18 protein-coding genes and 1 pseudogene are annotated in these 25827 nt (G+C 52.8%); 7 read left to right on the top strand and 12 right to left on the bottom strand.

What is annotated here, in order from left to right; genetic code table 11:
- Positions 1-6 precede the first annotated feature (6 nt).
- Complete coding sequence (sopD2, locus tag NA197_RS17565) at positions 7-966, bottom strand: type III secretion system effector SopD2 (RefSeq protein ID WP_023234489.1); 960 nt, start codon at positions 964-966, stop codon at positions 7-9.
- Positions 967-1096: 130 nt separating this feature from the next.
- Here sopD2 and NA197_RS17560 point away from each other — a divergent pair.
- Together NA197_RS17560 and pflA are read left to right on the top strand one after the other, a co-directional pair.
- Positions 1097-1434: pseudogene (locus tag NA197_RS17560) on the top strand (cytoplasmic protein).
- A 118-nt stretch (positions 1435-1552) separates the two neighbouring features.
- A complete protein-coding gene (gene pflA / locus NA197_RS17555) occupies positions 1553-2350 on the top strand; it encodes a pyruvate formate lyase 1-activating protein (protein ID WP_000067928.1) in 798 nt (265 codons plus the stop codon).
- Positions 2351-2641: 291 nt separating this feature from the next.
- Here the strand turns inward: pflA and NA197_RS17550 are convergent, their stop codons facing one another.
- From NA197_RS17550 to lrp, 10 genes are all read right to left on the bottom strand, one after another.
- On the bottom strand, positions 2642-4063 hold the full coding sequence (locus NA197_RS17550; protein WP_064043286.1) for an APC family permease: 1422 nt from the start codon (positions 4061-4063) through the stop codon (positions 2642-2644).
- Positions 4064-4280: 217 nt separating this feature from the next.
- Positions 4281-5429, bottom strand: coding sequence for an MFS transporter (locus tag NA197_RS17545; RefSeq protein ID WP_000109271.1), 1149 nt, complete (start codon positions 5427-5429; stop codon positions 4281-4283).
- Positions 5430-5778: 349 nt separating this feature from the next.
- The gene (locus NA197_RS17540) at positions 5779-6642 is read right to left on the bottom strand and encodes a dimethyl sulfoxide reductase anchor subunit family protein (RefSeq protein ID WP_079849416.1); all 864 of its coding nucleotides are present in this window, start codon (positions 6640-6642) and stop codon (positions 5779-5781) included.
- 1 nt (position 6643) lies between these two features.
- Entirely contained in the window at positions 6644-7261 is a 618-nt protein-coding gene (gene dmsB / locus NA197_RS17535; protein ID WP_000213069.1) for a dimethylsulfoxide reductase iron-sulfur subunit DmsB, read from the bottom strand.
- A gap of 10 nt (positions 7262-7271) precedes the next feature.
- On the bottom strand, positions 7272-9716 hold the full coding sequence (gene dmsA, locus NA197_RS17530) for a dimethylsulfoxide reductase subunit A (RefSeq protein ID WP_064043620.1): 2445 nt from the start codon (positions 9714-9716) through the stop codon (positions 7272-7274).
- A 237-nt stretch (positions 9717-9953) separates the two neighbouring features.
- Positions 9954-11246: a serine--tRNA ligase gene (gene serS / locus NA197_RS17525; RefSeq protein WP_000886697.1), complete on the bottom strand. Its 1293-nt coding sequence runs from the start codon at positions 11244-11246 to the stop codon at positions 9954-9956.
- 258 nt (positions 11247-11504) lie between these two features.
- Positions 11505-12848 carry a replication-associated recombination protein RarA gene (gene rarA, locus NA197_RS17520; RefSeq protein WP_000067785.1) on the bottom strand — a complete coding sequence of 448 codons (1344 nt, stop codon included), beginning with the start codon at positions 12846-12848 and terminating at the stop codon, positions 11505-11507.
- 9 nt (positions 12849-12857) lie between these two features.
- Entirely contained in the window at positions 12858-13469 is a 612-nt protein-coding gene (lolA, locus tag NA197_RS17515; protein WP_001519746.1) for an outer membrane lipoprotein chaperone LolA, read from the bottom strand.
- A gap of 142 nt (positions 13470-13611) precedes the next feature.
- Positions 13612-17718: a DNA translocase FtsK gene (ftsK, locus tag NA197_RS17510; protein WP_219560786.1), complete on the bottom strand. Its 4107-nt coding sequence runs from the start codon at positions 17716-17718 to the stop codon at positions 13612-13614.
- 134 nt (positions 17719-17852) lie between these two features.
- On the bottom strand, positions 17853-18347 hold the full coding sequence (gene lrp / locus NA197_RS17505; RefSeq protein ID WP_000228469.1) for a leucine-responsive transcriptional regulator Lrp: 495 nt from the start codon (positions 18345-18347) through the stop codon (positions 17853-17855).
- Positions 18348-18893: 546 nt separating this feature from the next.
- Between lrp and trxB the strand changes: the two genes are divergently transcribed.
- The 5 genes from trxB to infA all read left to right on the top strand — a co-directional run bounded on the left by trxB (position 18894) and on the right by infA (position 24743).
- Positions 18894-19862, top strand: coding sequence for a thioredoxin-disulfide reductase (gene trxB, locus NA197_RS17500; protein WP_000537407.1), 969 nt, complete (start codon positions 18894-18896; stop codon positions 19860-19862).
- A gap of 113 nt (positions 19863-19975) precedes the next feature.
- Positions 19976-21742 carry a heme ABC transporter permease/ATP-binding protein CydD gene (gene cydD / locus NA197_RS17495; protein WP_017465599.1) on the top strand — a complete coding sequence of 589 codons (1767 nt, stop codon included), beginning with the start codon at positions 19976-19978 and terminating at the stop codon, positions 21740-21742.
- The gene (cydC, locus tag NA197_RS17490) at positions 21743-23464 is read left to right on the top strand and encodes a heme ABC transporter ATP-binding protein/permease CydC (RefSeq protein WP_064043421.1); all 1722 of its coding nucleotides are present in this window, start codon (positions 21743-21745) and stop codon (positions 23462-23464) included.
- Positions 23465-23508: 44 nt separating this feature from the next.
- Positions 23509-24213 carry a leucyl/phenylalanyl-tRNA--protein transferase gene (aat, locus tag NA197_RS17485; protein WP_061382937.1) on the top strand — a complete coding sequence of 235 codons (705 nt, stop codon included), beginning with the start codon at positions 23509-23511 and terminating at the stop codon, positions 24211-24213.
- Positions 24214-24524: 311 nt separating this feature from the next.
- Complete coding sequence (gene infA, locus NA197_RS17480; protein ID WP_001040187.1) at positions 24525-24743, top strand: translation initiation factor IF-1; 219 nt, start codon at positions 24525-24527, stop codon at positions 24741-24743.
- A 90-nt stretch (positions 24744-24833) separates the two neighbouring features.
- Here the strand turns inward: infA and NA197_RS17475 are convergent, their stop codons facing one another.
- Entirely contained in the window at positions 24834-25745 is a 912-nt protein-coding gene (locus NA197_RS17475) for a LysR family transcriptional regulator (protein ID WP_000597928.1), read from the bottom strand.
- Positions 25746-25827: the final 82 nt, after the last annotated feature.

Genomic DNA, 25827 nt, shown 5'->3' with positions numbered 1-25827 from the left:
GACTTTTTATATAAGCATATTGCGACAACTCGACTTTTCACTTATAAATAAAGTGTTATTATGTGATCTATATATTCTTCTCAGAATAGAATCAATTTCTCTTTTATTATTTTGATAATCATCATAATCCTTATTTAATACATCAGAAAACAGCATGGTATTAGTTTCTATTAAATCAGATGACAATGACGGTTTATATGCTTGTAGCAGATAGCTAAGTGTTGGATGAACCATATCAAACAGGACTTCCCCCTCTAATTCCCAGTAACCTATTTTAAAAAATTGGGTAGTAATATTAAAAGACCCCATTTGAAGACAGCGTAGTTTATTCTTCTCCTCTTCAGTAAGCGTACCATTCCATTCAACACATTCCCTTTTTCGATCTTCTCCAGATCGCATAAGCTTATAAACTTCATCCTTAACGTCATCATCCCCATTAACTGCATCTTTAAGTTGATTAGCAAAGCCTTCTAATAATTCTGGATAGCGAGCAATTTTTTCTCCATACTTAATACATACTTTAAAAAACAACTCTACTTCATCTTCTTCCATCACTTTAAAAATACAGTTTTCTGAAACGTTGAGGAGACGATGCAAATTACATTTATCAATAATCTGGCCATCAATCTCAAATACAACTTGTGTCTGACTCATATCAAAACGCATAACAAAGCGGTCTTGTTGGGATGGATCAGCATATTGTTTTAATTGTGTAAAGGCATGTATCTTCTCCATGCCGGTTATATTAACATTAAGTTCAGCTTGATTTTCACGTTCACACCCATGGATGAGTGTATATAATACCTCCAGCACCTCTTGTTTTTTGTGTGCTCTGAAGTAGTCCTTAAATCTATCCCATGGCCCCATATATAGCGCTTCTTCTTTATCAGGATTCATCAAACGGACTAGCCGCGAACGATTAATGTCATAGTGATGATGATTACCAAAACTTAACGTAACTGGCATAATAACTCCCTTGATTATTTACCGCGAAAGCAAAATCCAATCCGTTGCTCTCATTTTTTGATTAAAACCACACTCTATTTAAGAGATTGAATCAGTCCGGGTTTAGAAATAACATCAGATTTACACCTGATTGCACGTTGAATGCGACGCCAGGCGCTGGACAGCGCATAACGTTCTTTGGACACATCTGAATTATGTTGAGAATTATTTTCGTTCTGACCACAACAAAACGGCGCCAATCATTTGAAAAAAGAGGCGGATCATAAACAGCAAAACCAAGGCGCTATGGATGATACACTTGCAGTATGTATTGCGGTTTGAGCGTTAAACAGAGGTACCGGACTGATGAATGAGCCAGAATTTCTGGCGGTGCGAGTTATGGAGCATAGATTTGCCGTATATTTTATACTGAATAGAGGTAAAATAGCTCCATTGCAGCACATTCTGGAACAGCCACACATTCTGTAGTCCAAAATTTACGCTCGCAGTACCGCTTTTTTACAGGATGCAACCCCCTTACCAGGGTGCTCAACATGCCCGGAATGTGTCCATAAACCCCATGTTATTTAGAGCTAGCCGAAGCGATATGAGTAACTTAACCGATTGTATTACAAATGAAAGTGTTGCAGTAACTGCTGATAAAAAGCCGGTTATTGGTCGCATTCACTCCTTTGAATCCTGTGGCACCGTTGATGGCCCAGGCATCCGCTTTATTACCTTTTTCCAGGGCTGCCTGATGCGCTGCCTGTATTGCCATAACCGCGACACATGGGATACGCATGGCGGTAAAGAAATCACCGTTGAAGACTTAATGAAAGAGGTGGTGACCTATCGGCATTTTATGAATGCTTCTGGCGGCGGCGTGACGGCATCCGGCGGCGAGGCCATTTTGCAGGCAGAATTTGTACGCGACTGGTTTCGCGCCTGTAAAAAAGAAGGTATCCACACCTGTCTCGACACCAACGGCTTTGTGCGCCGTTATGACCCGGTGATTGATGAACTGCTGGACGTTACCGATCTGGTGATGCTCGATCTCAAGCAGATGAATGATGAGATCCACCAGAATCTGGTCGGTGTATCCAATCACCGGACGCTGGAATTCGCGCAGTATTTATCAAAGAAAAATGTGAAGGTCTGGATCCGTTACGTTGTCGTTCCCGGCTGGTCTGACGACGATGATTCCGCGCATCGCCTGGGTGAGTTTACCCGCGATATGGGTAATGTCGAAAAAATCGAACTGCTGCCCTATCATGAGCTGGGCAAACATAAATGGGTGGCAATGGGCGAAGAATATAAACTGGATGGCGTGAAACCGCCTAAAAAAGAGACCATGGAACGTGTAAAGGGTATTCTTGAGCAGTATGGTCATAAAGTGATGTATTAATCGCCTGCTATCTTACCCGCTTTTAAACGGCTACTCATGACGGTAGCCGTTTTGCTGTCTGGATAACGCTCTTACCGCTAAAATACCCGACCCTGCCGTCAGACAGGCCTGGTTAACAATATTGCGCTTACCAGGAATTAAATACAGGAGTCGCTTATCTGCTGCTGAGTTGAAGGTCTGACAACTATTGCTGCCCCGGCGCCTGTTAATACCGTTGTCTCGCCTGGAACCCAGGCACCTGTGACCTTAAAAGGCGCTCGCCTGGCAGGAGCGCCGTGGAAAAGAGCGTCGTTATGTGTTTCTACGCGCCAGCAGTGGGAAAATTAATCCCAACCCGACCAGGACAAAAGGCGTCACGATGTTCAACGTCAGCTGGAATGTCCACTCCGGCGTGAACGCCTCCATTTTGGGGAAAATACCGGTAAGGCAGGCAAACGCGGTGAAGGCAAAACACCATATTCCCACAGTTAACGCCAACGCCCTGTTGCGAATAAACACATATTCGGGTTTGTACTTTTGCGTCAGTCGAATGACGGCAATAAAGGCGACGAATACCCACAGATAGCGCAGCGGCATGACGACTGAGTTGAGATTAAGCAGCCATTTGTACAGGTTGTTCATATCGCCGATGCCAAGCGTTGGCAACATAATCAAGATAGCGACCAACACTAATGTCAGCAAATAACCATTAACTGGCGTACCTGAAGCGTTAGTACGACATAAGCGCTGCGGGATATATTTACTGTCTGCATCACCCAGTAATACTTTCAGTGGCGCATCAATAGAAAACACCAGCGCGGCGATTTGCCCCAGAGTATTGGCAATGGCATAAATCACCATCAATGAATTACCCATATGGTAATACTCACCCAATTTCTGGAATGCATAATATTGCCCATTGGTCATTAAATCGTCAGGTATATGCCGGGAATCAAACATCATTCCCATCGCCAACGAACCGAGGATAGCGCAGACCGCAACCATGACGGCTAAAAAGAGCATCCCCTTCGGAAATTCTTTTCCTGGATTCCGCGTCTGGTTGACATAAGGCGAGATCTTCTCTGCCCCACCAACCGCAAAGACCAACATAGAGATGGTGGTGATATAGGTAAAATCGATATGAGGAATAAATGACTGCCAGGTGATGTTAGTGGTCGCAATTTCAACGTTTGTAATTGCTGGCGCGGTCACTGCCATCACAACATATAAAATTGACATGATAAACATGGCAATTCCGGCCACAGACCCAACAACCTTTAGCGATTTCATCCCCCGGGAAGCAACCCACATAAAGAAAACAAACAATGCCAGCGTCAGCCCCTGCAAGGCAACGACGGTATATTCTTTTATCAACGAGCCGTCGCCTTTTAAAGCCCATCCCAATGCAATGAGTATCGCCTGCGGCTTTTGCGCCAGGTAGGGAATATGCACGACCCAATAAGTCCATGCCGCAAGGTAAGCCAACCCCGGCCCCATCGTATGCTTAATCCAGGTACTGACGCCCCCTTTTCCCTCTTTGAAGGTTGAGCCCAGTTGCCCCACGATTAAGGCATAAGGAATAAAATAGAGCGCAAAAATAAACACCCAGGAGAAGACAACCACTAACCCCTGGTTAGCATAGTTATTGACAACATTGCCGAATCCCCAAACGGTAATAAACGACATCAGGGCGATGTTGTACCATCGCAACTGTTTTTCCTGCACATTCGGCATAACGCGATCCTTCGTGAACACAATGCTATTACTATAAATGAAGCGGGGGATTATGCGCGGTAAAGACGAAGAGAGAAAATAGAGGAGCGCAAAATTATAACCTTCGGCACATTTTATTTTTCAGTAAAGCAAGAAAATTATGCAGGTCAATTATTTTACGTAAAACATAAACAAAGAGTATGCAAGACTCACGTCCTGCATACGATTCAGAGAACAGTCAGATGTGGGCGACAGGATTAGGCGTCTGGCCGGCGTTACGTAACAGCATCAGCAGATAAATAAACGATACGCTGGCGATCATAATAAACAGCAGATTATCTGAATAATTCTGCATTAACATCGCAGCAAAAGACGGCCCCAACAGGCTCCCTACCGTATAACTTAACAACAGCGCCTGGTTCATTGCCACAAGCTGGTGGTGTTCGACTTTTTCACAGGCCCAGGCCATTGCAACGGGATAAAGCGTAAAACCCGCCGCCCCCAGAATAAACAGAGCTGGCGCCATCGCCGCCTGGGTTAACATGGCAATACTGCCGAGTATGACAACGAATACCTGTACGCGTAACACCAGCAAGCGACCAAATTTGTCCGCCAGACGTCCCATTGGCCATTGCCCCAAAATACCGGCACTCACCAGCACCGCCATCCAGAAACCGATGCTGGCGTTAGCCATCCCCTGATGCTTCAGATATAACGGCATCAGACCATATAATGAACCAAGAACAATGCCGGAAATAATACAACCATTCACGCCAAGACGCGCCTGGCGTAGCTTCAGCATGGCGCTAATAGAAGAGGAATGACGTGCCTGCGTTTGCTGATTTACAATTCGGGTAAAGAGTAGCGGCAGAATTCCCGCCAGAATCATTCCGGTCACCCAGGGAAGGACGTGCAGCAATTCACCAGATACTTTACTGACCAATAATTGTCCAAGGAAGGTCCCCATGTAATAGACCATCATATAGGCAGCCAGCAGGCGTCCGCGATTATGCGAGGTTCCGCTGCACATCAACGCGCTTTCGACAACCACCCAAATCATGGCGCAGCCGATACCGGCAATAAAACGCCAGCTCATCCAGCTCCAGAACCCCACCATCACCCCCAACCCGACACAACCCGCGGCGAAGATCAGCGAGGCAAGATAATAGCTACGGTTAAACCCAATGCGTTTAATTAAATACCCGGTAAATAACGTCCCGACCAGATTGCCGGTAAAATAAGACGAGCTGACCATCCCCACCTGCCAGGTCGGAAGGTTTGCCTGAGCAAGCCACAGCGGCACAAGCGTATTCAGTACCGCAATGGCCAGGGTCAACAAAAGTAGCCCGCACAGCAAAAGCATGACGGGACGGGTATAGGTGGACATGAATAAAAACCGTGAGGAAGTTCAAATTTCATGCGCATCATGCCATCGCCAAAAACATTGTCAATCGGCTCCGCATGGGCGATCCGCAAGTTTTGAGACTATCGATTTGATTTACTTATTCTGCACGTGAATATATTGAAAGGCTAAAAATTCATCCCCTTGTTTTTATTGATCTAACCCGCAAAATAGGCGTTTTGTTCAGTCGAAAAATTTCATGGTTCCTTTAGCTTCGTTTTCTTCTCTATGGATTTATATGCGCCTTCTCCGCCCCGGTTATATTCCTTAGATTGATGGCGGCTAAAGGCGTAGTCGGCCTGCACGTTCTGCAGGCCGAATGCGCGTCAACGCGTTAGCTGGCTACCGCCATGCCAACGGTCATATGCAGCCCATAGAATACGCCGCGGCCAATCAATTCCCCCGCCAGCATCAGAATGAAGGCGGCAGAGAGCAACGGTACCGCAGGTTGATACCCTTTTAACTGTGGCACAATCCAGCAGCACAACGCCGCCGCAAGCAGCACCATACGCCAGGCCATCAGCGAGCCATAATCCGGCACCAGAGCAGACGCCTGCTGAATGGAACTGTGAATCGTCGCCAGTTCCGCGCCCTGCATGGCCACCATAATGGCAATAACCACCAGCGCCAGCACCGACACCGCAGGCAACAAACGCATCGCCCAACCGTTCACGCCTGCGATGCGCAGCAGCAGATAACCCAGTAGCGGCCCCCCCATAAAGAGCGTCAGGAAGAAGCCCAGCGGCGTCCAGACGCTATACCAGGTCGGTACTGTATCGATGCTGTTATAGACGCGTACCATCATCCAGACGAAGACGACGCCCAGTACCATCGTGATAATCAGCCAGAGTGTGCGCAGTGCCGGCGGCAGCTTTTTCAGCACCGCCAGCAGCCAGCCAATCCCGCCGACCGCAAAAAACACCGAGCCGCTGGCAATTTCATTGCTCAGTGCGGAAGCACCTACGCGGTTAAGCGAGTTAAACGCGCGCATCGGCGAGCCCAGATGCAGCATCGAGGCGATAAAGCCAATCCCCATCAGCACCCACAGACCAAACATACAGGCGATCACCCGCTGCTGCGTTTCCGCGCGCAGGTCGCCCTTCATCAGCGCCAGAGCCAGAACAATAAAACCACCGGCCACGCACTGACCAAAGACCGTGAAGATCATCAACGGCCATTCATGCCATCCACTTCCCATCTTATACCTCCTTCGGATTGGCCAGATAACCGGTAGTGTCCCCGGTCGGGCGGCTGTTGGCGTTGGGTTTAATCACAATATTCGGCTTCGTGAAATGCGCGCGCGGCAACGGCGCGACGGCAGCCAGCTCTCCGTGTTTTTTACGCAGTTCGTCTATCGGGCCAAAATCCAGCGCCCGCAGCGGGCAGGATTCGACGCAGATCGGTTTCTTGCCTTCCGCCACCCGGTCATAACAGCCGTCGCACTTAGTCATATGACCTTTGGCCGCGTTGTATTGCGGCGCGCCGTACGGGCAGGCCATGTGGCAGTAGCGGCAGCCGATACAGACCTCTTCGTTCACCACCACAAAACCGTCATCGCGCTTGTGCATCGCGCCGCTCGGGCAGACTTTGGTACAGGCCGGGTCTTCGCAGTGGTTACACGAAATGGAGAGGTAATAGGCAAAGACGTTCTGGTGCCAGACGCCGTTATCTTCCTGCCAGTCACCGCCTGCATACTCATAAATGCGGCGGAAGCTGACATCCGGGGTCAAATCTTTGTAGTCCTTGCAGGCCAGTTCGCAGGTTTTGCAACCGGTGCAACGGCTGGAATCAATAAAAAATCCATACTGGGTTGTCATCGGTTACTCCTTACGCCTTTTCAACCTGAACGAGGTTCGTATGTGACGGGTTCCCCTTCGCCAGCGGAGAAGAACGTTGGGTCGTCAGTACGTTAATACATCCGCCCTGATCCACGCGTTTTGCATCCGGGTCATACCATGCGCCTTCTCCCAGGGCGACCACGCCCGGCATCATGCGCGGCGTCACTTTAGCCTCGATGTGTACTTCGCCGCGATCGTTGAAGATGCGGACTTTATCACCATTGTTGATACCGCGTTTCTGCGCATCCATTGGGTTAATCCACATTTCCTGGCGACAGGCGGCTTTCAGTACGTCTACGTTGCCATAAGTGGAATGCACACGCGCTTTATAGTGGAAACCCGTCAACTGCAGCGGGAATTTATCCGTTAGCGGATCGTTATAGTTTTCAAAACCTGGCGTGTAGATCGGTAATGGATCGATCACGTCGCCTTCCGGCAGCTCCCAGGTGGCGGCGATATCCGCCAACGCCTGTGAATAGATTTCAATCTTGCCCGATGGCGTTGTAAGTGGATTCGCTTGCGGATCTTCGCGGAAGTCTTTATAGGCGACATGGTGGCCTTCGGGGTCACGCTGTTTGAAGATGCCTTGCTTACGGAACTCCTCAAAGGTGGGCAGGTTCGGAATGGATTTACGCGACTGTTCGTACAGATGACGCATCCACTCTTCTTGCGTCCGTCCTTCGGTAAACTGTTGTTCCACGCCAAGACGTTTCGCCAGTTCGCTGGTCATCTCATAAATCGTCTTACACTCGAAGCGCGGTTTAATCGCCTGGTCAGTGAAGATAACGTAAGACATGTTCCCGCAGGAGGCATCCAGCGCAAAGTCCATCTGCTCAGAAGCAGTGCAATCAGGCAACAGAATATCGGCGTATTTTGCCGACGAGGTCATATGACAGTCGATAACGACGATCATTTCGCATTTCTTATCATCCTGCAGGATTTCGTGGGTGCGGTTAATCTCAGAGTGCTGGTTAATCAAACAGTTGCCAGCATAGTTCCAGATCATTTTGATCGGCACGTCCAGCTTATCTTTCCCCCGCACGCCATCACGCAACGCTGTCATTTCCGGGCCGCGTTCAATGGCATCGGTCCACATAAACATGGAGATGCTGGTTTCAACCGGATTTTCCAACGTGGGCATACGTTCAAATGGCAGGGCATAAGACCCTTCGCGCGCGCCGCTGTTACCGCCGTTAATCCCAACATTACCCGTCAGGATCGCCAGCATTGAGATGGCGCGCGTGGCGATTTCTCCATTAGCATGACGTTGTGGTCCCCACCCCTGGCAAATATAGGCGGGTTTAGCGCTGCCGATTTCTCGCGCCAGTTTAATAATGCGATCTGCCGGAATACCGGTAATTTGCGCCGCCCACTCCGGCGTCTTTGCGATACCGTCTTTACCCTGGCCCAGAATATAGGCTTTGTAGTGACCGTTTTCCGGCGCGCTGGCAGGCAAGGTTTTTTCGTCATAACCGACGCAATATTTATCCAGGAACGGCTGATCGACCATGTTCTCGGTGATTAAGACATATGCCAGACCATTGACCAGCGCCGCATCGGTACCTGGACGAATCGGAATCCACTCATCTTCGCGACCGGCGCCGGTGTCGGTGTAACGAGGATCGATAATGATCATCCGCGCGTTTGATTTCTGCCGCGCCTGTTCAAGGTAATAGGTTACACCGCCCCCGCTCATGCGGGTTTCGCCAGGGTTATTACCAAACAACACCACCAGCTTACTGTTTTCAATGTCGGATGGACTATTGCCATCCGCCCAGCCGCCATAGGTGTAGTTCAGACCCGCTGCGATTTGCGCGGAAGAGTAATCACCGTAGTGGTTAAGATAACCGCCGCAGCAGTTCATCAGACGAGCGACCAGCGTTTTTCCTGGCGGCCATGAACGTGTCAAAGTGCCGCCCAGCGTACCCGTGCCATAGTTCAGATAAATGGACTCGTTGCCATACTCTTTGATAAGACGCTGCATATTGGTGGCAATGATATCGTAGGCTTCGTCCCAGCTAATACGCTCAAATTTACCTTCGCCGCGCGCGCCGACGCGCTTCATCGGATACTTGAGCCGATCCGGGTTATAGACGCGACGACGCATAGAACGACCGCGCAGGCAGGCGCGAACCTGATGCAAGCCATCGTAATCATCGTTTCCGGTATTATCCGTTTCTACATATTTGATTTCGCCATCCACAACATGCATACGTAGCGGACAACGGCTGCCACAGTTTACCGTACAGGCGCTCCAGACGACTTTCTCGTCGGTTTTCGTCGGGCTTATCGCCTCTGCGGCGTTAGCGATGCGGGTAAATGGCAGGGTAAATGCGCTACTGGCCATCGCCAGGCCGCCTATCGCGGTGGTTTTGACTAAACCACGACGGCTCACCTCGGCTGCCAGCACGGCATCAGGGATCTTAGTTTTCATAAGGGCTCACTCTGCTGCTCACAATAAAAAAAACAATAAAACGATGTATAGAATTTTATATAGCGATAGCATCGCTATAAAGTCTGATATATATCGAAAAAGTAGAAAAATAGTGTTAAAAACTGACCTTCATTCGAAATCAGTATTACCCCTAATAGGGTAGGGATTATTGTCCGGTATCAAACTGGCATAAAAAAAGCGCCCGAAGGCGCTTTTTAGAAGAGGAGAAAGCGAGGATTAGCCGATATATTCCAGTCCGTTCATGTACGGACGTAATACTTCCGGCACTTCAATGCGGCCATCAGCCTGCTGATAGTTTTCCATCACGGCCACCAGGGTACGACCTACCGCCAGACCAGAACCATTCAGGGTATGGACCAGACGGGTCTTTTTGTCGGACTTGCTGCGACAGCGTGCCTGCATACGACGCGCCTGGAAGTCCCAGACGTTAGAGCAGGAAGAGATCTCGCGGTAGGTATTCTGCGCCGGAACCCAGACTTCGAGGTCATAGGTTTTGCAGGCGCCGAAGCCCATATCGCCAGTGCACAGAATGATTTTACGGTACGGCAGTCCCAGTAGCTGGAGCACTTTTTCCGCGTGGCCGGTCATCTCTTCCAACGCAGCCATAGAATCTTCCGGGCGAACGATCTGCACCATCTCAACTTTGTCAAACTGATGCATACGAATCAGGCCACGGGTATCACGACCATAAGAACCTGCTTCAGAACGGAAACAAGGCGTATGCGCCGTCATTTTAATCGGCAGCTGATCTTCGTCGATGATTTCATCGCGTACCAGATTGGTCAGCGGAACCTCCGCCGTCGGGATCAAAGCATAGTTGCTGCTGTCTGCTTCTTCTTCCAGCGGACGGGTATGGAATAAGTCGCCTGCGAATTTCGGCAGTTGACCGGTGCCATACAGCGTGTCGTGGTTAACCAGATACGGCACGTAGTTTTCGCTATAGCCGTGCTGTTCCGTATGCAGATCCAACATGAACTGCGACAATGCGCGATGCATACGCGCAATCTGTCCTTTCATCACCACAAAACGGGAGCCGGTCAGCTTAACCGCGGCGGCAAAGTCGAGGCCGGAGTGCATTTCCCCTAAGGTGACGTGATCGCGGATTTCAAAATCAAATTCACGCGGGGTACCCCAGCGGCTGACTTCAACGTTGTCGTTTTCATCTTTACCTACCGGCACTTCATCCGCAGGCAGGTTTGGGATGGTCAGCGCGATATCGCGGATCTCCGCCAGCAAGGTATCCAGCTCGGCTTTCGCCGCATCCAGCTCTTCGCCCAGTTTATTCACTTCCAGGCGTAAAGGCTCGATATCTTCCCCGCGCGCTTTCGCCTGGCCGATGGATTTCGATCGAGAATTACGCTCCGCCTGCAGGTTTTCCGTGTTGACCTGCAAAACTTTACGACGCTCTTCAAGAGCGCGCAGCTTATCTACATCCAGCTTAAAGCCCCGGCGTGCCAGTTTTTCAGCGACTGCGTCTGGCTCATTACGCAGCAGATTGGGATCGAGCATGCTTATCCTGTGCTTATCGAATAATAAAAGGAAACGCGATCAATTGATGATCGCCTCTGATTGTATTGATGAACGTAAACCGCGTTTACGTAATAGCGACGTTTTCGCCTTACCTGACCGACGACAGCAACAACGCATCCATTGCGCTATACCCGCGGATCTCATAAGCAACGTGCTATCAGGCATAACGAGGTTCATCATCAACGCCATGATACCTGGAGCATCATATTTAGAGATAACCTTACCGCAACGTTTACACTAGCGGTAGCGTTTTGTGGGGCTATTTTGATCCTGTTCAGCCAGCCAGGCGAGCTTTTCGCCAATCTTACCTTCCAGACCACGATTTGTCGGATGATAATAGCGCGTTTGCGCGATTTCCGGCGGGAAGTACACTTCACCCGCAGCATAGGCATTGGGCTCATCGTGGGCATAGCGGTATTCCTGGCCATAGCCCATCTCTTTCATCAGTTTGGTTGGCGCATTACGCAGATGGACAGGAACGTCATAATCAGGACGTTCGCGCGCGTCGGCCAGCGCAGCCTTAAAGGCGGTATAGACGGCGTTGCTCTTCGGCGCGCAGGCGAGATAAACGATAGCCTGCGCGATCGCCCTTTCGCCTTCAGCCGGGCCGACGCGGGTGAAACAATCCCACGCGGCAATGGCGACCTGCATCGCGCGCGGATCGGCATTACCCACATCTTCCGAGGCAATCGCCAGGCAGCGACGCGCCACGTACAGCGGATCGCCTCCCGCGGTAATGATACGGGCATACCAATAGAGGGCGGCATCCGGCGCGCTGCCGCGCACTGATTTATGTAAGGCGGAAATAAGATCGTAGAAGCGATCGCCTTTGTTATCAAAACGCGCGCTGCGCTCGCCGGCGATCTCGGTCAACAAGGCGGGCAATAAAACGCGTTTGCCGCTGTCATCCGCCTCCGCCATATCAGCCATCATTTCCAGCGTATTTAAGGCGCGCCGCGCGTCGCCATTGACCAACTCAGCAATCGCTCGCCGTGTCTCATCCGGTAACACGATATCCTGATCGCCGTAACCACGCGTTTTGTCCTGCATCGCCTGGTCCAGTACTTGCTCAATATCGTCAGTGGTCAACGATTTCAGCAGATAGACCCGCGCTCGCGACAATAGCGCCGAGTTCAGCTCAAAAGAGGGATTTTCCGTGGTCGCGCCGATAAAGGTGATAGTGCCATCTTCGATATGCGGTAAAAAGGCGTCCTGCTGGCTTTTGTTAAAGCGATGCACTTCATCGACAAACAGGATGGTACGGCGACCGGCATTACGATTCTGGCGGGCGCGCTCGATAGCTTCGCGAATCTCTTTTACCCCAGAAGTGACGGCGGAAATACGCTCGACATCGGCGCTGGCGTAGCGGGCGATCACTTCAGCGAGCGTGGTTTTCCCAGTCCCTGGCGGCCCCCATAAAATCATGGAGTGCAGATGCCCGGCCTCAATAGCGCGAGGCAACGGCTTACCTGCGGCCAGCAAATGCTGCTGGCCGATATACTGCGCTAAATTTTCCGGCCGCATTCGCGCGGCCAGCGGTTGAAACGTATTATCAGAAAAATCGAGCGACAGATTGCTCACTCATCGCCTCTACTTACGTTGGTCGTCTATCGTTACCCCTTGCGGTGGAGTAAACGTAAATTTTGACGGATCAACAGCGCCGTTTTGCTGGGATTTTAGCTGATAGGCGCTACGCTGATCGTCTTGTTCTACGGCGCTAAACTGGTGGATAGTCCCGTCGCGCCCCACATTGATGGTGAACTGTTTCAGATTGCCGTTGCTGGCTTTCGGCGTCAGCACAAAATTATCGCCATCCTGCTTAATATTATATTGCTGCCAGTCGCTGGCCTGGTTGCGGGCAATCAGCATAAACGGTGTATTTCCGGTGGCATCTTTCAACCACGTGGCGGTAGCCTGTTCTACAAACGGGTTATAGAACCATAACGTTTTGCCGTCAGAAACCAGAATACTCTCGTCAGGTTGCGTCATATGCCAGTTGAATAGATTTGGCCGCTTAACCCATAAATCACCCTGTCCCTCCTGCACCGCAGCACCGCTGCCATCGGTGACTTTTTGAGTAAAGGTGGCATGAAAGCTGCTCACTTTATCCAGACGGCTTTTCAGAGAGCTGGCGGCGTCAGCCCATACGCTGCTGGCTACAACGCTTGAAAGTAATGCACAGGCGATTGCCATTTTTTTCATCATTATTCCTCAGGTTTCGACACTCCCGACCAGGAGCTCCTTTTGCTTTCTATTCCAGGCCAAAAATCAGCATGAGGAAAGAAGAAAATACTGAATTTTGTTGCCGGATGGCAGCCTGCACAGCGCCATCCGGCTTACAGGTTTACTCAAAAGGCGGCGGAGCCAGCACTTCACGATTACCGTTATGCCCCTGAGCGCTGACAATACCCTGCGCTTCCATCTGTTCGATAATACGCGCCGCACGGTTATAGCCGATGCGGAACTGACGCTGAACGCCGGAAATGGACGCTTTACGCTTCTGGGTGACGAAATTAACGGCCTGATCAAATAGCGCATCTAATTCTTCGCCGCCGTCAAAACCGCCACCGCCACCTTCGCTTTCGCTGTCGGAGGTAATGCCATCCACATATTGCGGACGACCGCGCGCTTTCCAGTCCTGCACCACCGCATGGACTTCCTGGTCACGCACAAACGCCCCATGGACACGTACCGGCATGGTGGAGTTTGGTCCGGAATAGAGCATGTCCCCCATTCCCAATAGCGACTCAGCGCCACCCTGATCAAGAATGGTGCGGGAGTCGATCTTACTGGATACGGTAAAAGCGATACGGGTTGGTATGTTGGCTTTAATTAAACCAGTAATCACATCGACCGACGGACGCTGCGTCGCCAGTACCAGGTGAATCCCCGCGGCGCGCGCTTTCTGCGCCAGACGCGCGATCAGCTCTTCAACTTTTTTACCGACGGTCATCATCAGGTCGGCAAATTCATCAACCAGTACCACGATATACGGCAGTTTTTCCAGAACCGGATGCTGAACATCCATACTGTCGCCCGGCTTCCAGTACGGGTCCGGAATCGGACGCCCCATGCGGGCCGCTTCGGCGATTTTCTCGTTATACCCAGCCAGATTACGCACGCCGAGCGCGGACATCAGCTTATAGCGACGCTCCATCTCATTGACGCTCCAGCGTAACGCGTTAGCCGCGTCTTTCATGTCGGTAACAACTTCTGTCAGCAGATGCGGTATACCTTCATAGACCGAGAGTTCTAACATTTTCGGGTCGATCATGATAAAGCGAACGTCTTCCGGCTGCGCTTTATACAGCATACTGAGGATCATGGCGTTAACCCCGACCGACTTACCGGAACCTGTCGTACCGGCCACCAGCAGGTGAGGCATTTTCGCCAGATCCGCCACTACCGGATCGCCCGCGATATCCTTACCTAACACCACGGTAAGCGGCGACGGATTCTCGCGGAATTTGGCGTTATCCAACACTTCGCGCAGATAAACGGTTTGCCGTTTCTTGTTCGGCAATTCCAACCCTACGTAAGGTTTGCCTGGAATGACTTCCACAACGCGTACGGCTACCGTTGACAATGAGCGCGCCAGATCCCGGGAAAGGTTGGAGATACGCGCTGCTTTAACGCCCGGGGCCAGATTCAGTTCAAAACGAGTAATGACCGGGCCTGGCGAATAGTTCACCACATCAGCTTTAATGCGGAAATCCGCCAGACGCGCTTCAACCAGACGCGCCATTTGTTCCAGCGCAAAGGTATCTACCGGTTCAACTTCGCTCGGCGGCGGCGTCAGAAGATCTAACGAAGGCAGCGGCGTCGTCGGACGCTGTAATGGACGACTGTCGCCGTTACGCATCAACAGCGGGTGGATCAGGCTGTCTTGCGGCGCTGTCGGCTGTTGCGGCTGCTGATACTGCGGCTGTGGCGCTACCGGCTGTTGCGGCTGCTGATACTGTGGCTGCGGCGCTACCGGCTGTTGCGGCTGCTGATACTGCCGCTGAGGCGCTACCGGCTGTTGCGGCTGCTGATACTGCGGCTGAGGCGCTACCGGCTGCTGCGGCTGCTGATACTGCGGCTGCGGTGCTACCGGCTGTTGCGGCTGCTGATACTGCGGCTGCGGTGCTACCGGCTGCTGCGGCTGCTGATACTGCGGCTGCGGTGCTACCGGCTGCTGATACTGCGGTTGCGGCGCTACCGGCTGTTGCGGCTGCTGGTACTGCGGCTGCGGCGCTACCGGCTGCTGGACAGGCGTTGACTCGGGCATGACACCCGGCGTGAACAGCGGTTCGTGCGGGCCTTCATCAACCAATACTTTCATTGGCGAGAAATCCAGATCGTCCAGTGAGAACGGCTGCGCGCCAGCGGGTTGCTCGCCGGAATAGCGCTGCTGTTGCGAAGCGGCAAACTGGCGGGCTAATTCAGCTTCCGCAGCGGTATCGTCATCTTCTGCCTGTTGAGTATCGTGCTGATACGCCTCACCATAACGATGCTGCTGCGACTGCGCAAACTGACGGGCTAACTCGTCCTGATGCATTGCATCTATTTCTTCATCGGTTAGCTGCGCGCCCGTCTCGTACTGATTGCGCTCCGCCTCGCGGGCTTTTTCTTCTGCAATCCTCTGTGACGGCAGCTTAATACCGTACGATGCCAGTTCCCGTCGGGTCGGCACGCGAACGCGGTTCGGACGCGGCAGTTGCGGACCAATCCCCTCTTTCACCTGCGGACGCGGCGCGCCGCCAGTAGCCAGACTAAAGGCAGGCGCAGCGGCCGCGGCGCCTGCTGCCAGGGCGCCACTCTTAATACCTGCGTCAAGCGACGCGGCGGCGGCTACCGCTTCCACTGGCGGTATCGACGGCGCGACAGATACCGTAGGTTTGACCGGCACGTTCTCTTTTACCGGCTCCGGAATCGGTTGATACCATGCCGCCAGTTGTTCGCGCTCACGGGCGCGTTTCTCTTCCACCTCTTCAAAATAGTAAAGCGGAGGACGGGCAGGTCTGGTCTCTTCTGTGTCAGGTTCAGGCTCGGTGGCAACCGGCTGTTCGATAACCGGCGGCGGCATGTGAGAAGGTTCAGCCGCTATCGGCTCCGGCTGATAAACCGGCGTCGGCTGATGAGTCGGCTCCGGCTGCCAGTGTTGTTCGGCATCCGGCGCCTGCCATTGCGGCTGTGTTTCCTGCGGCGCAAGAGAGTCATATTCTGCTGTGGTCGCTGGCGTCGCGGCGTATTGCGGCGCGGAAGCGACAGGCACAGGTTGCTGCCACGACGCACTTTGCGCCTCCTGCGGTTGAGCATATTGCGGATGAGGCTGATACCCCTCCGGCGCAGGCGCGATAACCGGTTCGCCGGTTTGCGGCCCCGGTACGGGCTGCCACTCCACGGTCGGTTGCGCGACAACCGGCTCAGCCCCCGGCATGGGCGGCGTTTGCATTATGGGATCGGCGGACGCTGCCCACGTCTGGGTGACGGCAGTTGCGGCCGCAGCGGCGGCGACCGGTTCGGTGACAGAATGGCCGTTTAACAGCGGATCATATTCATCATATTCCGGCTGCGTCGCACGGTTGCCCGAAAACAGAACGTCGTCGGGATCGGCAGCGACGCCGCGCGCGCTATACTGAATGTCCTCGTCATCATCCATCCGTTTGCCGGAAAAGAGCGCGGCATCGGTCTGACGGCCCCGTGGATTGCTGAATTTTTCAGCCAGTCGCTTACGACGCGCCAACGCGCCGCGCAAAATACGCGCCCGGCGAGATTCACGCTGCACGCCGTCGGTTTCTTCATCGTATTCGTCATCATACTCTTCGTCGTCAACCCACGTATCATCACGCCGGGTACGGTTGCTGGCGAAGGTCAGTATATTAAGCAGCCAGCCGCCTAATTTTTCGGCGATACTAACCCAGGACCAGCCGGTAAAGAGCGTCAGCCCGGCAGCCCAAATACAGAGAAGCATTATCGTTCCGCCGCTACTATGCAACAACGGCTGCAGCGTGGTGCTTAACAGGCTGCCAATTACGCCGCCGGAGGCGAAATACCAGATATCGTCGGCATTAATGGCCGCCAGACCGCAGGAAGTGAGAATCAGCGCCAGCACGCCGATAAGGCGTAGCGACACAGCAAAATAGTCGATGTAATCATCCGTAGACTGATGACGCCACGCAAACCAACACCCGCCGACAATAATGACAGGGATGGTGTAGGCCATTACGCCAAAAATAAAGAACAGTGTATCGGCCAGCCACGCGCCCGGCGCGCCGCCTAAATTATGGATGGGTTCATGCCAGGCGGTTTGCGACCAACTGGGGTCCGAAGGGTTAAAGCTCAACAAGGCCGCCATCAACCAGACGGCAAAAAGGGCAATAAGTATCAACAACGCTTCCAGAAGTCGGCGCCCGCTGCTTAACTTCGTCAATGTGACGTCTTTGTCTTCAGTATATTCCTGGCTCAAAAAAGGCTCTCCAGGTTCCAGGCTTTTCCCGCCCGATGCTAAAACGGACAACAGCACCGGGTTGCCCCGGCACTGTTGCTGTATGGATTAACAGGAGTGTAATCAAACTACAGCGATTTTGCACCTGTTCCGTGTTAGCGTGTCTTAATAACCAGACGATTACTCTGTTTTACCTCTTCCATCACTACGTAAGTTCGGGTGTCGTTCACACCTGGCAAGCGCAGTAACGTCTCTCCCAATAGTTTTCGATACGCTGACATATCCGGTACACGGGTTTTCAACAGGTAGTCGAAATCGCCGGAAACCAAATGACACTCCTGAATCTCTTCAAGCTTTTGCACGGCGGCATTAAACTGTTCAAACACATCCGGCGCGCCGCGATTTAAGGTAATCTCAACGAATACCAGAAGTGACGCATCCAGATAATGCGGGTTCAACAGCGCCGTATAGCCCTGGATAAACCCCTGTCGCTCCAGCCGACGCACACGCTCAAGGCAAGGTGTCGGCGAAAGTCCTACTCGTTTAGAAAGCTCGACGTTGGAAATACGCCCATCCTTTTGCAGTTCATTAAGAATGTTACGATCGATACGGTCGAGATCTTTGCCAGGGCGCTTCTTGCTATCTACCATTATTATTGTCTCTCTGTATTCCTTCCCTACTCCTGCCTGACTCTACTCACATCACTGTTCAGAGTCGCTGCCCATCACAATAGACCGAAACCCAGAGGGATTAACGGCGCGCAATGCCTGGTCTATGGTGAGAAGTCCGTTGCCTCACGGCAGCTATCGACATCACGAATGGCGTCTGTCCACGCCATGCGTAGATTTCACTAGCCCGGTAAACATGGTATTTACATGCATGATTATGCAGCACATACATAACACAGTTTTTTTCTTCCTCGAATGTTTTCGCAAAACAGCAGGTGATTGTCAAAGCAAAACATCGATTTTTAGTACAACATGCCAGTTATTCATTAGAGAGGGCGGTAAACTGTCATTTCGTCACCTTATAAGTTACCGATTTTAATTAAAGTTTGTGATGATAACGTCGCTGCCGCGGTCGTTCATCGGTTCATGCTATTACACATATTGTTAACAAAATCGTTATGCTCTTTTTTTACGTCTGTAAATTCCCTACAATTCTGCTCATTGTCTGCCAACAACTATGGGGATCTCATGGGCACGACCAAACACAGTAAGCTGCTTATTCTGGGCTCAGGACCGGCGGGATATACCGCAGCGGTGTATGCCGCGCGCGCAAATTTACAGCCCGTACTTATTACCGGTATGGAAAAAGGCGGTCAACTGACTACCACGACGGAAGTGGAAAACTGGCCCGGCGATCCAAACGATTTGACCGGCCCGCTGCTGATGGAACGCATGCATGAGCATGCGGCAAAATTTGAAACTGAGATAATCTTTGATCACATCAACAACGTGGATCTGCAAAATCGTCCGTTCCGTCTGACAGGTGACAGCGCAGAGTACACTTGTGATGCGTTGATCATTGCGACCGGCGCTTCCGCGCGCTATCTGGGGCTGCCATCGGAAGAAGCCTTTAAAGGGCGCGGCGTTTCCGCCTGCGCAACCTGCGACGGTTTCTTCTACCGCAATCAGAAAGTGGCGGTGATCGGCGGCGGCAACACCGCGGTTGAAGAAGCGCTTTATCTGTCCAACATCGCTTCGGAAGTGCACCTTATCCATCGCCGTGACGGTTTCCGCGCTGAAAAAATCCTCATTAAGCGCCTGATGGATAAAGTTGAAAATGGCAATATCATTCTGCACACCAACCGGACGCTGGAAGAAGTGACCGGCGATCAGATGGGCGTCACCGGTCTGCGCCTTCGCGACACGCAGCAGAGCGATAATATCGAGACGCTGGACATCGCCGGACTTTTCGTAGCCATCGGTCATAGCCCAAACACGGCGCTCTTCGAAGGCCAGCTTGAGCTGGAAAATGGTTATATCAAAGTTCAGTCCGGCACCCATGGCAACGCCACACAAACCAGCATCCCTGGCGTATTCGCGGCGGGTGACGTCATGGATCATATTTACCGTCAGGCGATCACCTCTGCAGGCACGGGTTGTATGGCGGCGCTGGATGCTGAACGCTATCTCGATGGTCTGGCCGACGCGAGTAAATAGTTTTTACAAATCAGTAACAAAAGTAAAAAAGGCGACTATAAGTCGCCTTTATTTTTGCGTCGTTGTAACATTGCCCTGCCTGAAATTCCAATAACTCACCTGCTAAGCGTGCAATGAATAAAACCCGTCAAAAAGAGCTGACCCGCTGGTTAAAACAGCAAAGCGTAATCTCCCAACGGTGGTTGAATATTTCCCGCCTGTTGGGGTTCATGAGTGGCGTATTAATTGTCGCTCAGGCCTGGATCATGGCGCGTATCCTGCAACATATGATCATGGAGAACATTCCACGGGAAGCGCTGTTGCTCCCTTTTATCCTGCTGATACTGATCTTTGTCCTCCGCGCCTGGGTGGTGTGGTTGCGCGAGCGCGTCGGTTTTCATGCCGGACAACATATTCGCTTTGAGATCCGCCGTCAGGTGTTGGATCGTCTGCAGCAAGCCGGCCCAGCCTGGATTCAGGGCAAGCCCGCCGGTAGCTGGGCGACGCTGGTGTTAGAACAGATTGACGATATGCATGACTATTATGCGCGCTATCTGCCGCAAATGGCGCTTGCCGTTTGCGTACCGCTCTTAATCGTGGCGGCGATTTTCCCGTCAAACTGGGCGGCGGCGCTGATTCTGCTGGGCACCGCCCCGCTCATTCCCCTATTTATGGCGATGGTGGGGATGGGCGCGGCTGACGCCAACCGCCGCAATTTCCTGGCGCTTGCCCGGCTAAGCGGCCATTTTCTTGACCGTCTGCGCGGGATGGAAACGCTGCGAATTTTCGGTCGTGGAGAAGCGGAAACCGAGAGCATTCGCGCAGCATCGCAGGATTTTCGTCAGCGCACGATGGAAGTGCTGCGCCTCGCCTTTTTATCTTCCGGCGTGCTGGAGTTTTTCACCTCGCTTTCTATTGCGCTGGTCGCCGTTTATTTTGGCTTCTCTTACCTGGGCGAGCTGAACTTTGGTCATTACGGTACCGGTGTGACGCTCGCCGCTGGGTTCCTCGCCTTGATCCTCGCGCCGGAGTTTTTCCAGCCATTACGCGACCTCGGCACGTTTTACCATGCTAAGGCGCAGGCGGTTGGCGCGGCGGATAGTCTGAAGACGTTTCTGGAAACACCCCTCGCCCACCCGGCGCGCGGCGAAGTTGAGCTGGCGGAAAACGAACCTGTAACCATTGACGCAGTCAATCTTATTATCACCTCGCCAGAAGGCAAAACGCTTGCCGGGCCGCTGAATTTCTCATTAGCGGCAGGAGAACGCGCCGTCCTGGTAGGACGCAGCGGTTCCGGTAAAAGCTCTCTGTTGAATGTATTATCCGGTTTTCTCTCCTATCAGGGCTCTTTGCGTATTAACGGTGTCGAGCTTCGCGATCTCTCGCCGGAATCCTGGCGCCAGCATCTCTCCTGGGTCGGACAAAACCCGCAATTACCTGCAGCGACGCTACGCGAAAATGTATTACTGGCGCGCCCGGACGCCAGCGAGCAGGAACTTTATGCCGCGCTTGACGCCGCATGGGTAAGCGAGTTTTTACCGCTGCTGCCGCAGGGAGTAGACACCCCGCTCGGCAATCATGCCAGCAGACTTTCCGTCGGCCAGGCACAGCGTGTAGCGGTCGCCCGCGCGCTACTTAATCCCTGTCAACTGCTACTGCTGGATGAACCGGCGGCAAGCCTGGACGCTCACAGCGAGCAACGCGTCATGCAGGCGTTAAAAGCGGCGTCAAAACGCCAGACCACATTAATGGTGACGCATCAGTTGGAAGATCTCGCCGACTGGGACGCTATCTGGGTTATGCAAGATGGCGCGATTGTCGAACAAGGCAGTTATGCCGAACTTAGCGCCGCCAACGGCGCTTTTGCGACGTTATTGGCTCACCGTCAGGAGGATATTTAAATGCGCGCGCTACTCCCTTATCTGACGCTTTATAAACGCCATAAATGGATGCTAACGCTGGGAATTGCGCTGGCAATCCTGACACTGCTTGCCAGTATCGGGCTGCTGACGCTTTCCGGCTGGTTCCTGTCCGCGTCCGCTATCGCAGGCTTCGCGGGAATTTACAGTTTTAACTATATGCTCCCGGCAGCCGGCGTGCGCGGCGCGGCCATTACCCGTACCGCTGGTCGTTATTTTGAACGTCTGGTAAGTCATGACGCCACGTTCCGCGTACTGCAACATCTGCGTATTTATACCTTTAGCAAACTTCTACCACTCTCCCCCGCGGGTCTGGCGCGTTATCAGCAAGGTGAACTGCTGAACCGCATCGTTGCCGACGTCGACACGCTGGACCATCTCTATTTGCGCGTCATCTCCCCGCTGGTCGGCGCTTTTGTAGTGATTATGATTGTCACCCTGGGGCTTAGCGTTCTCGACGTGACGCTGGCGATCACGCTGGGCGGCATTATGCTGTTGACGCTGTTTATTATGCCGCCGGTGTTTTATCGCGCCGGCAAAAATACCGGCCAAAATCTGACGCATCTACGAGGTCAGTATCGCCAGCAGCTCACGTCATGGTTACAGGGCCAGGCGGAACTCACCATTTTTGGCGCCAGCAAACGCTATCGGGCGCAAATGGAAGCCACCGAATTACAATGGCATGAGGCCCAACGCCGACAGTCTGAACTGACCGCCTTATCGCAGGCGTTAATGCTGCTGATTGGCGCGCTGGCGGTGATGTTAATGTTGTGGATGGCCTCCGGCGGCGTTGGCGGCAATACGCAGCCCGGCGCGCTCATCGCGCTGTTTGTCTTTTGCGCGCTGGCGGCTTTCGAGGCGCTTGCGCCCGTTACCGGCGCATTCCAGCATCTGGGGCAGGTTATCGCCTCTGCGCTTCGTATCACTGAATTAACGGAGCAAAAACCGGAGGTGACCTTTCCGCAGGCAGAAACTCCCGCGCCGGAAAAGGTCACACTCACCCTGCGGGACGTTTCGTTTCGTTATCCCGACCAGCCGATTAATGCGCTCAATGCCCTCTCATTACAGGCTAATCCTGGCGAGCATGTCGCTATTCTGGGGCGTACCGGCTGCGGAAAATCAACGCTGTTGCAGCTACTCACCCGCGCCTGGGACCCGCAACAAGGCGAAATTCTGCTCAACGATCTTCCGCTATCCTCGCTGAGCGAGTCCGCCTTACGCCGGACTATCAGCGTGGTGCCCCAGCGTGTCCACCTGTTCAGCGCCACGCTGCGTGATAATTTATTACTGGCGGCGCCCAATGCCAGCGACGAAGCCCTTTCCGACATGCTGCGTCGCGTCGGCCTCGAAAATCTGCTCGAAGATAGTGGGCTTAATAGCTGGCTCGGCGAAGGCGGTCGCCTGCTATCCGGCGGTGAACTTCGTCGTCTGGCCATCGCCCGCGCGCTGTTGCACAATGCCCCGTTAATGCTGTTGGATGAGCCTACTGAGGGGCTGGATGCGACCACCGAGAGCGAAATGCTGGAATTACTTGCCGATGTGATGCGCGAAAAAACCGTCCTGATGGTGACGCACCGTTTGCGCGGTCTGGCCCGTTTTGATCAAATCATCGTAATGGACGACGGGCGCATCATTGAGCGAGGCACTCATGCAGAATTGTTAGCCGGACAAGGGCGCTATTATCAGTTTAAACAACGTCTGTAAGCTATTATTGAACGATCCGACTTGCGTACTGGAGTTTCGCCGTCATGCGTCTGGTTCAGCTTTCCCGACATTCTATCGCCTTCCCTTCGCCGGAAGGCGCTTTACGCGAGCCTAACGGTTTACTGGCGCTGGGCGGCGATCTCAGCCCTGCCCGGTTGTTAATGGCCTACCAGCACGGGATTTTCCCGTGGTTTTCGCCGGGCGACCCGATTCTGTGGTGGTCGCCCGATCCGCGCGCCGTGCTGTGGCCTGAAAAGTTTCACCTCAGTCGCAGCATGAGGCGCTTTCACAACGCATCCCCTTACCGCGTGACGCTCAATTACGCTTTCGATCGGGTCATTGATGGATGCGCCAATCACCGTGACGAAGGCACCTGGATAACGCGTGGTATTGAGGAAGCCTATCGCCGATTACATGAATTGGGCCACGCGCACTCCATTGAAGTGTGGCGCGATCAGGAACTGGTCGGCGGGATGTATGGCGTCTCGCAGGGGGCGCTATTTTGCGGCGAATCGATGTTTAGCCGCCAGGAGAATGCCTCTAAAACCGCACTGCTGGTTTTTTGCGCTGAATTTATCCGTCACGGCGGTAAACTTATTGATTGTCAGGTACTTAATAGTCATACCGCCTCGCTCGGCGCAATTGAAATTCCACGTCGTGACTACCTCGATCACCTCGCGGCCTTACGCCAACAGCCGCTGGCCTCCCGTTTTTGGGTGCCGCGGACATTATTTTTGCCCCGGAAGTGAATGTTTTCGGCACATTTTTTATTGGGGTGTTATAATTGCTGCCGCAGAATTGGTTTAGCTCATTATCCCGCAGCCCGTTGTCAGGTAACGCCCATCGTTTATTTCACCGTTCCCTTATATGTTGCGCTTATGTCGATACATCAGGCGGTAGTATCAGGGAAAAGGTGTATAACGCGGCGTTGTCGTGTGTCGCGGAATCATGTGCTAAACCTGGTTTGCTGTGTTTTAAACGCACAAATCTTTACTTATCAAAAGAAGTTCGGCATTATCTTGCCGGTTCAAATTATGGTAGTGATACCCCAGAGGATTAGATGGCCAAAGAAGACAATATTGAAATGCAAGGTACCGTTCTCGAAACGTTACCTAATACCATGTTCCGCGTAGAGTTAGAAAACGGTCACGTGGTTACTGCACACATCTCCGGTAAAATGCGTAAGAACTACATCCGCATCCTGACGGGCGACAAAGTGACCGTTGAGCTGACCCCGTACGACCTGAGCAAAGGCCGCATTGTCTTCCGTAGTCGCTAATTGTCTCCTCACGCCCTGATGGGCGGCTGGATAAAAGGTCGGTTTAACCGGCCTTTTTTGCGCCCATTAAGTCGATGAATGACGAGCAGGTTACTCTTCCACCATGCGCGCATACTCTTCCGTCAAAAAATCGACCAACGCGCGTACGGAAGGTAATAATCCTCGCCGGGATGGGAACACAGCATGAATAACCTCCCGCCGGGGCTCCCACTCTTCCAGCACCGCGACCAGTTCACCGGCGGCCAGTTGTTCTTTCACCATTAAGACAGGTAACTGCACAAGCCCCACGCCCGCCATCGCCGCCTCGCGTAGCGCCAACATGTCGGTGGTAATCATACGCGGGGTAAAATGGACTTCCGCACGCGCGCCCTGCGGGCCGTAAAGTTCCCAGCGGTGGATATGCTTGCCGGATGCAAGACTTAGCCCTGGCCAATGGCTCAACTCCGCCGGCGCGGAAGGGATTCCCATCCGTGCGATAAGATCCGGGCTGGCAAACAGGCGATGCCCTCTGTCAGCCAGGACGCGCATCACCAGGTCGCTATCTTCAAACGGGCGCGGCCTGACGCGAATCGCCACATCCACCCCCTCCCCTACGACGTCCACCCGACGATTGGTCGCTTCAAGCTGTAGCGAAACATCAGGATAACGCGCCATAAACTTCGCCAGCATTGGGCCGATGTGTACATGCAGCAGCGTCACCGGGCAGGTTAGCTTCACGATACCGCGAGGCTCTACCTGCAATGCGGCAATGGCATCCTGCGCCGCCTGAGCTTCCACCAGCATCGCTTTACAGTGCTCATAGAATGTTTGCCCCACTTCGGTAACGTTAAACTGCCGGGTGGTTCGCTGAATCAATCGCACGCCCAGCCGTTCCTCCAGTTGCGCAATACGCCGGCTCAGTTTTGATTTTGGTTCATCAAGCGCACGCCCCGCCGCGGCAAACCCACCCTCTTCGACCACATGCACAAACCACGCAAAATCATTGAGATCCGTTTTTATCATTACATTGTCCTATTAATGGAACGGTATGAGCTATTTTAGCCACTACCGAACATTTTGTCATGAATATAAGCTTATTCACATC

The sequence above is a fragment of the Salmonella sp. NW884 genome (assembly GCF_051700745.1).
Classification (GTDB): Bacteria; Pseudomonadota; Gammaproteobacteria; order Enterobacterales; family Enterobacteriaceae; genus Salmonella; species Salmonella enterica.
The sequence above is the reverse complement of the archived record's forward strand: the minus strand, read 5'-3'. Positions and strand labels throughout refer to the sequence as shown.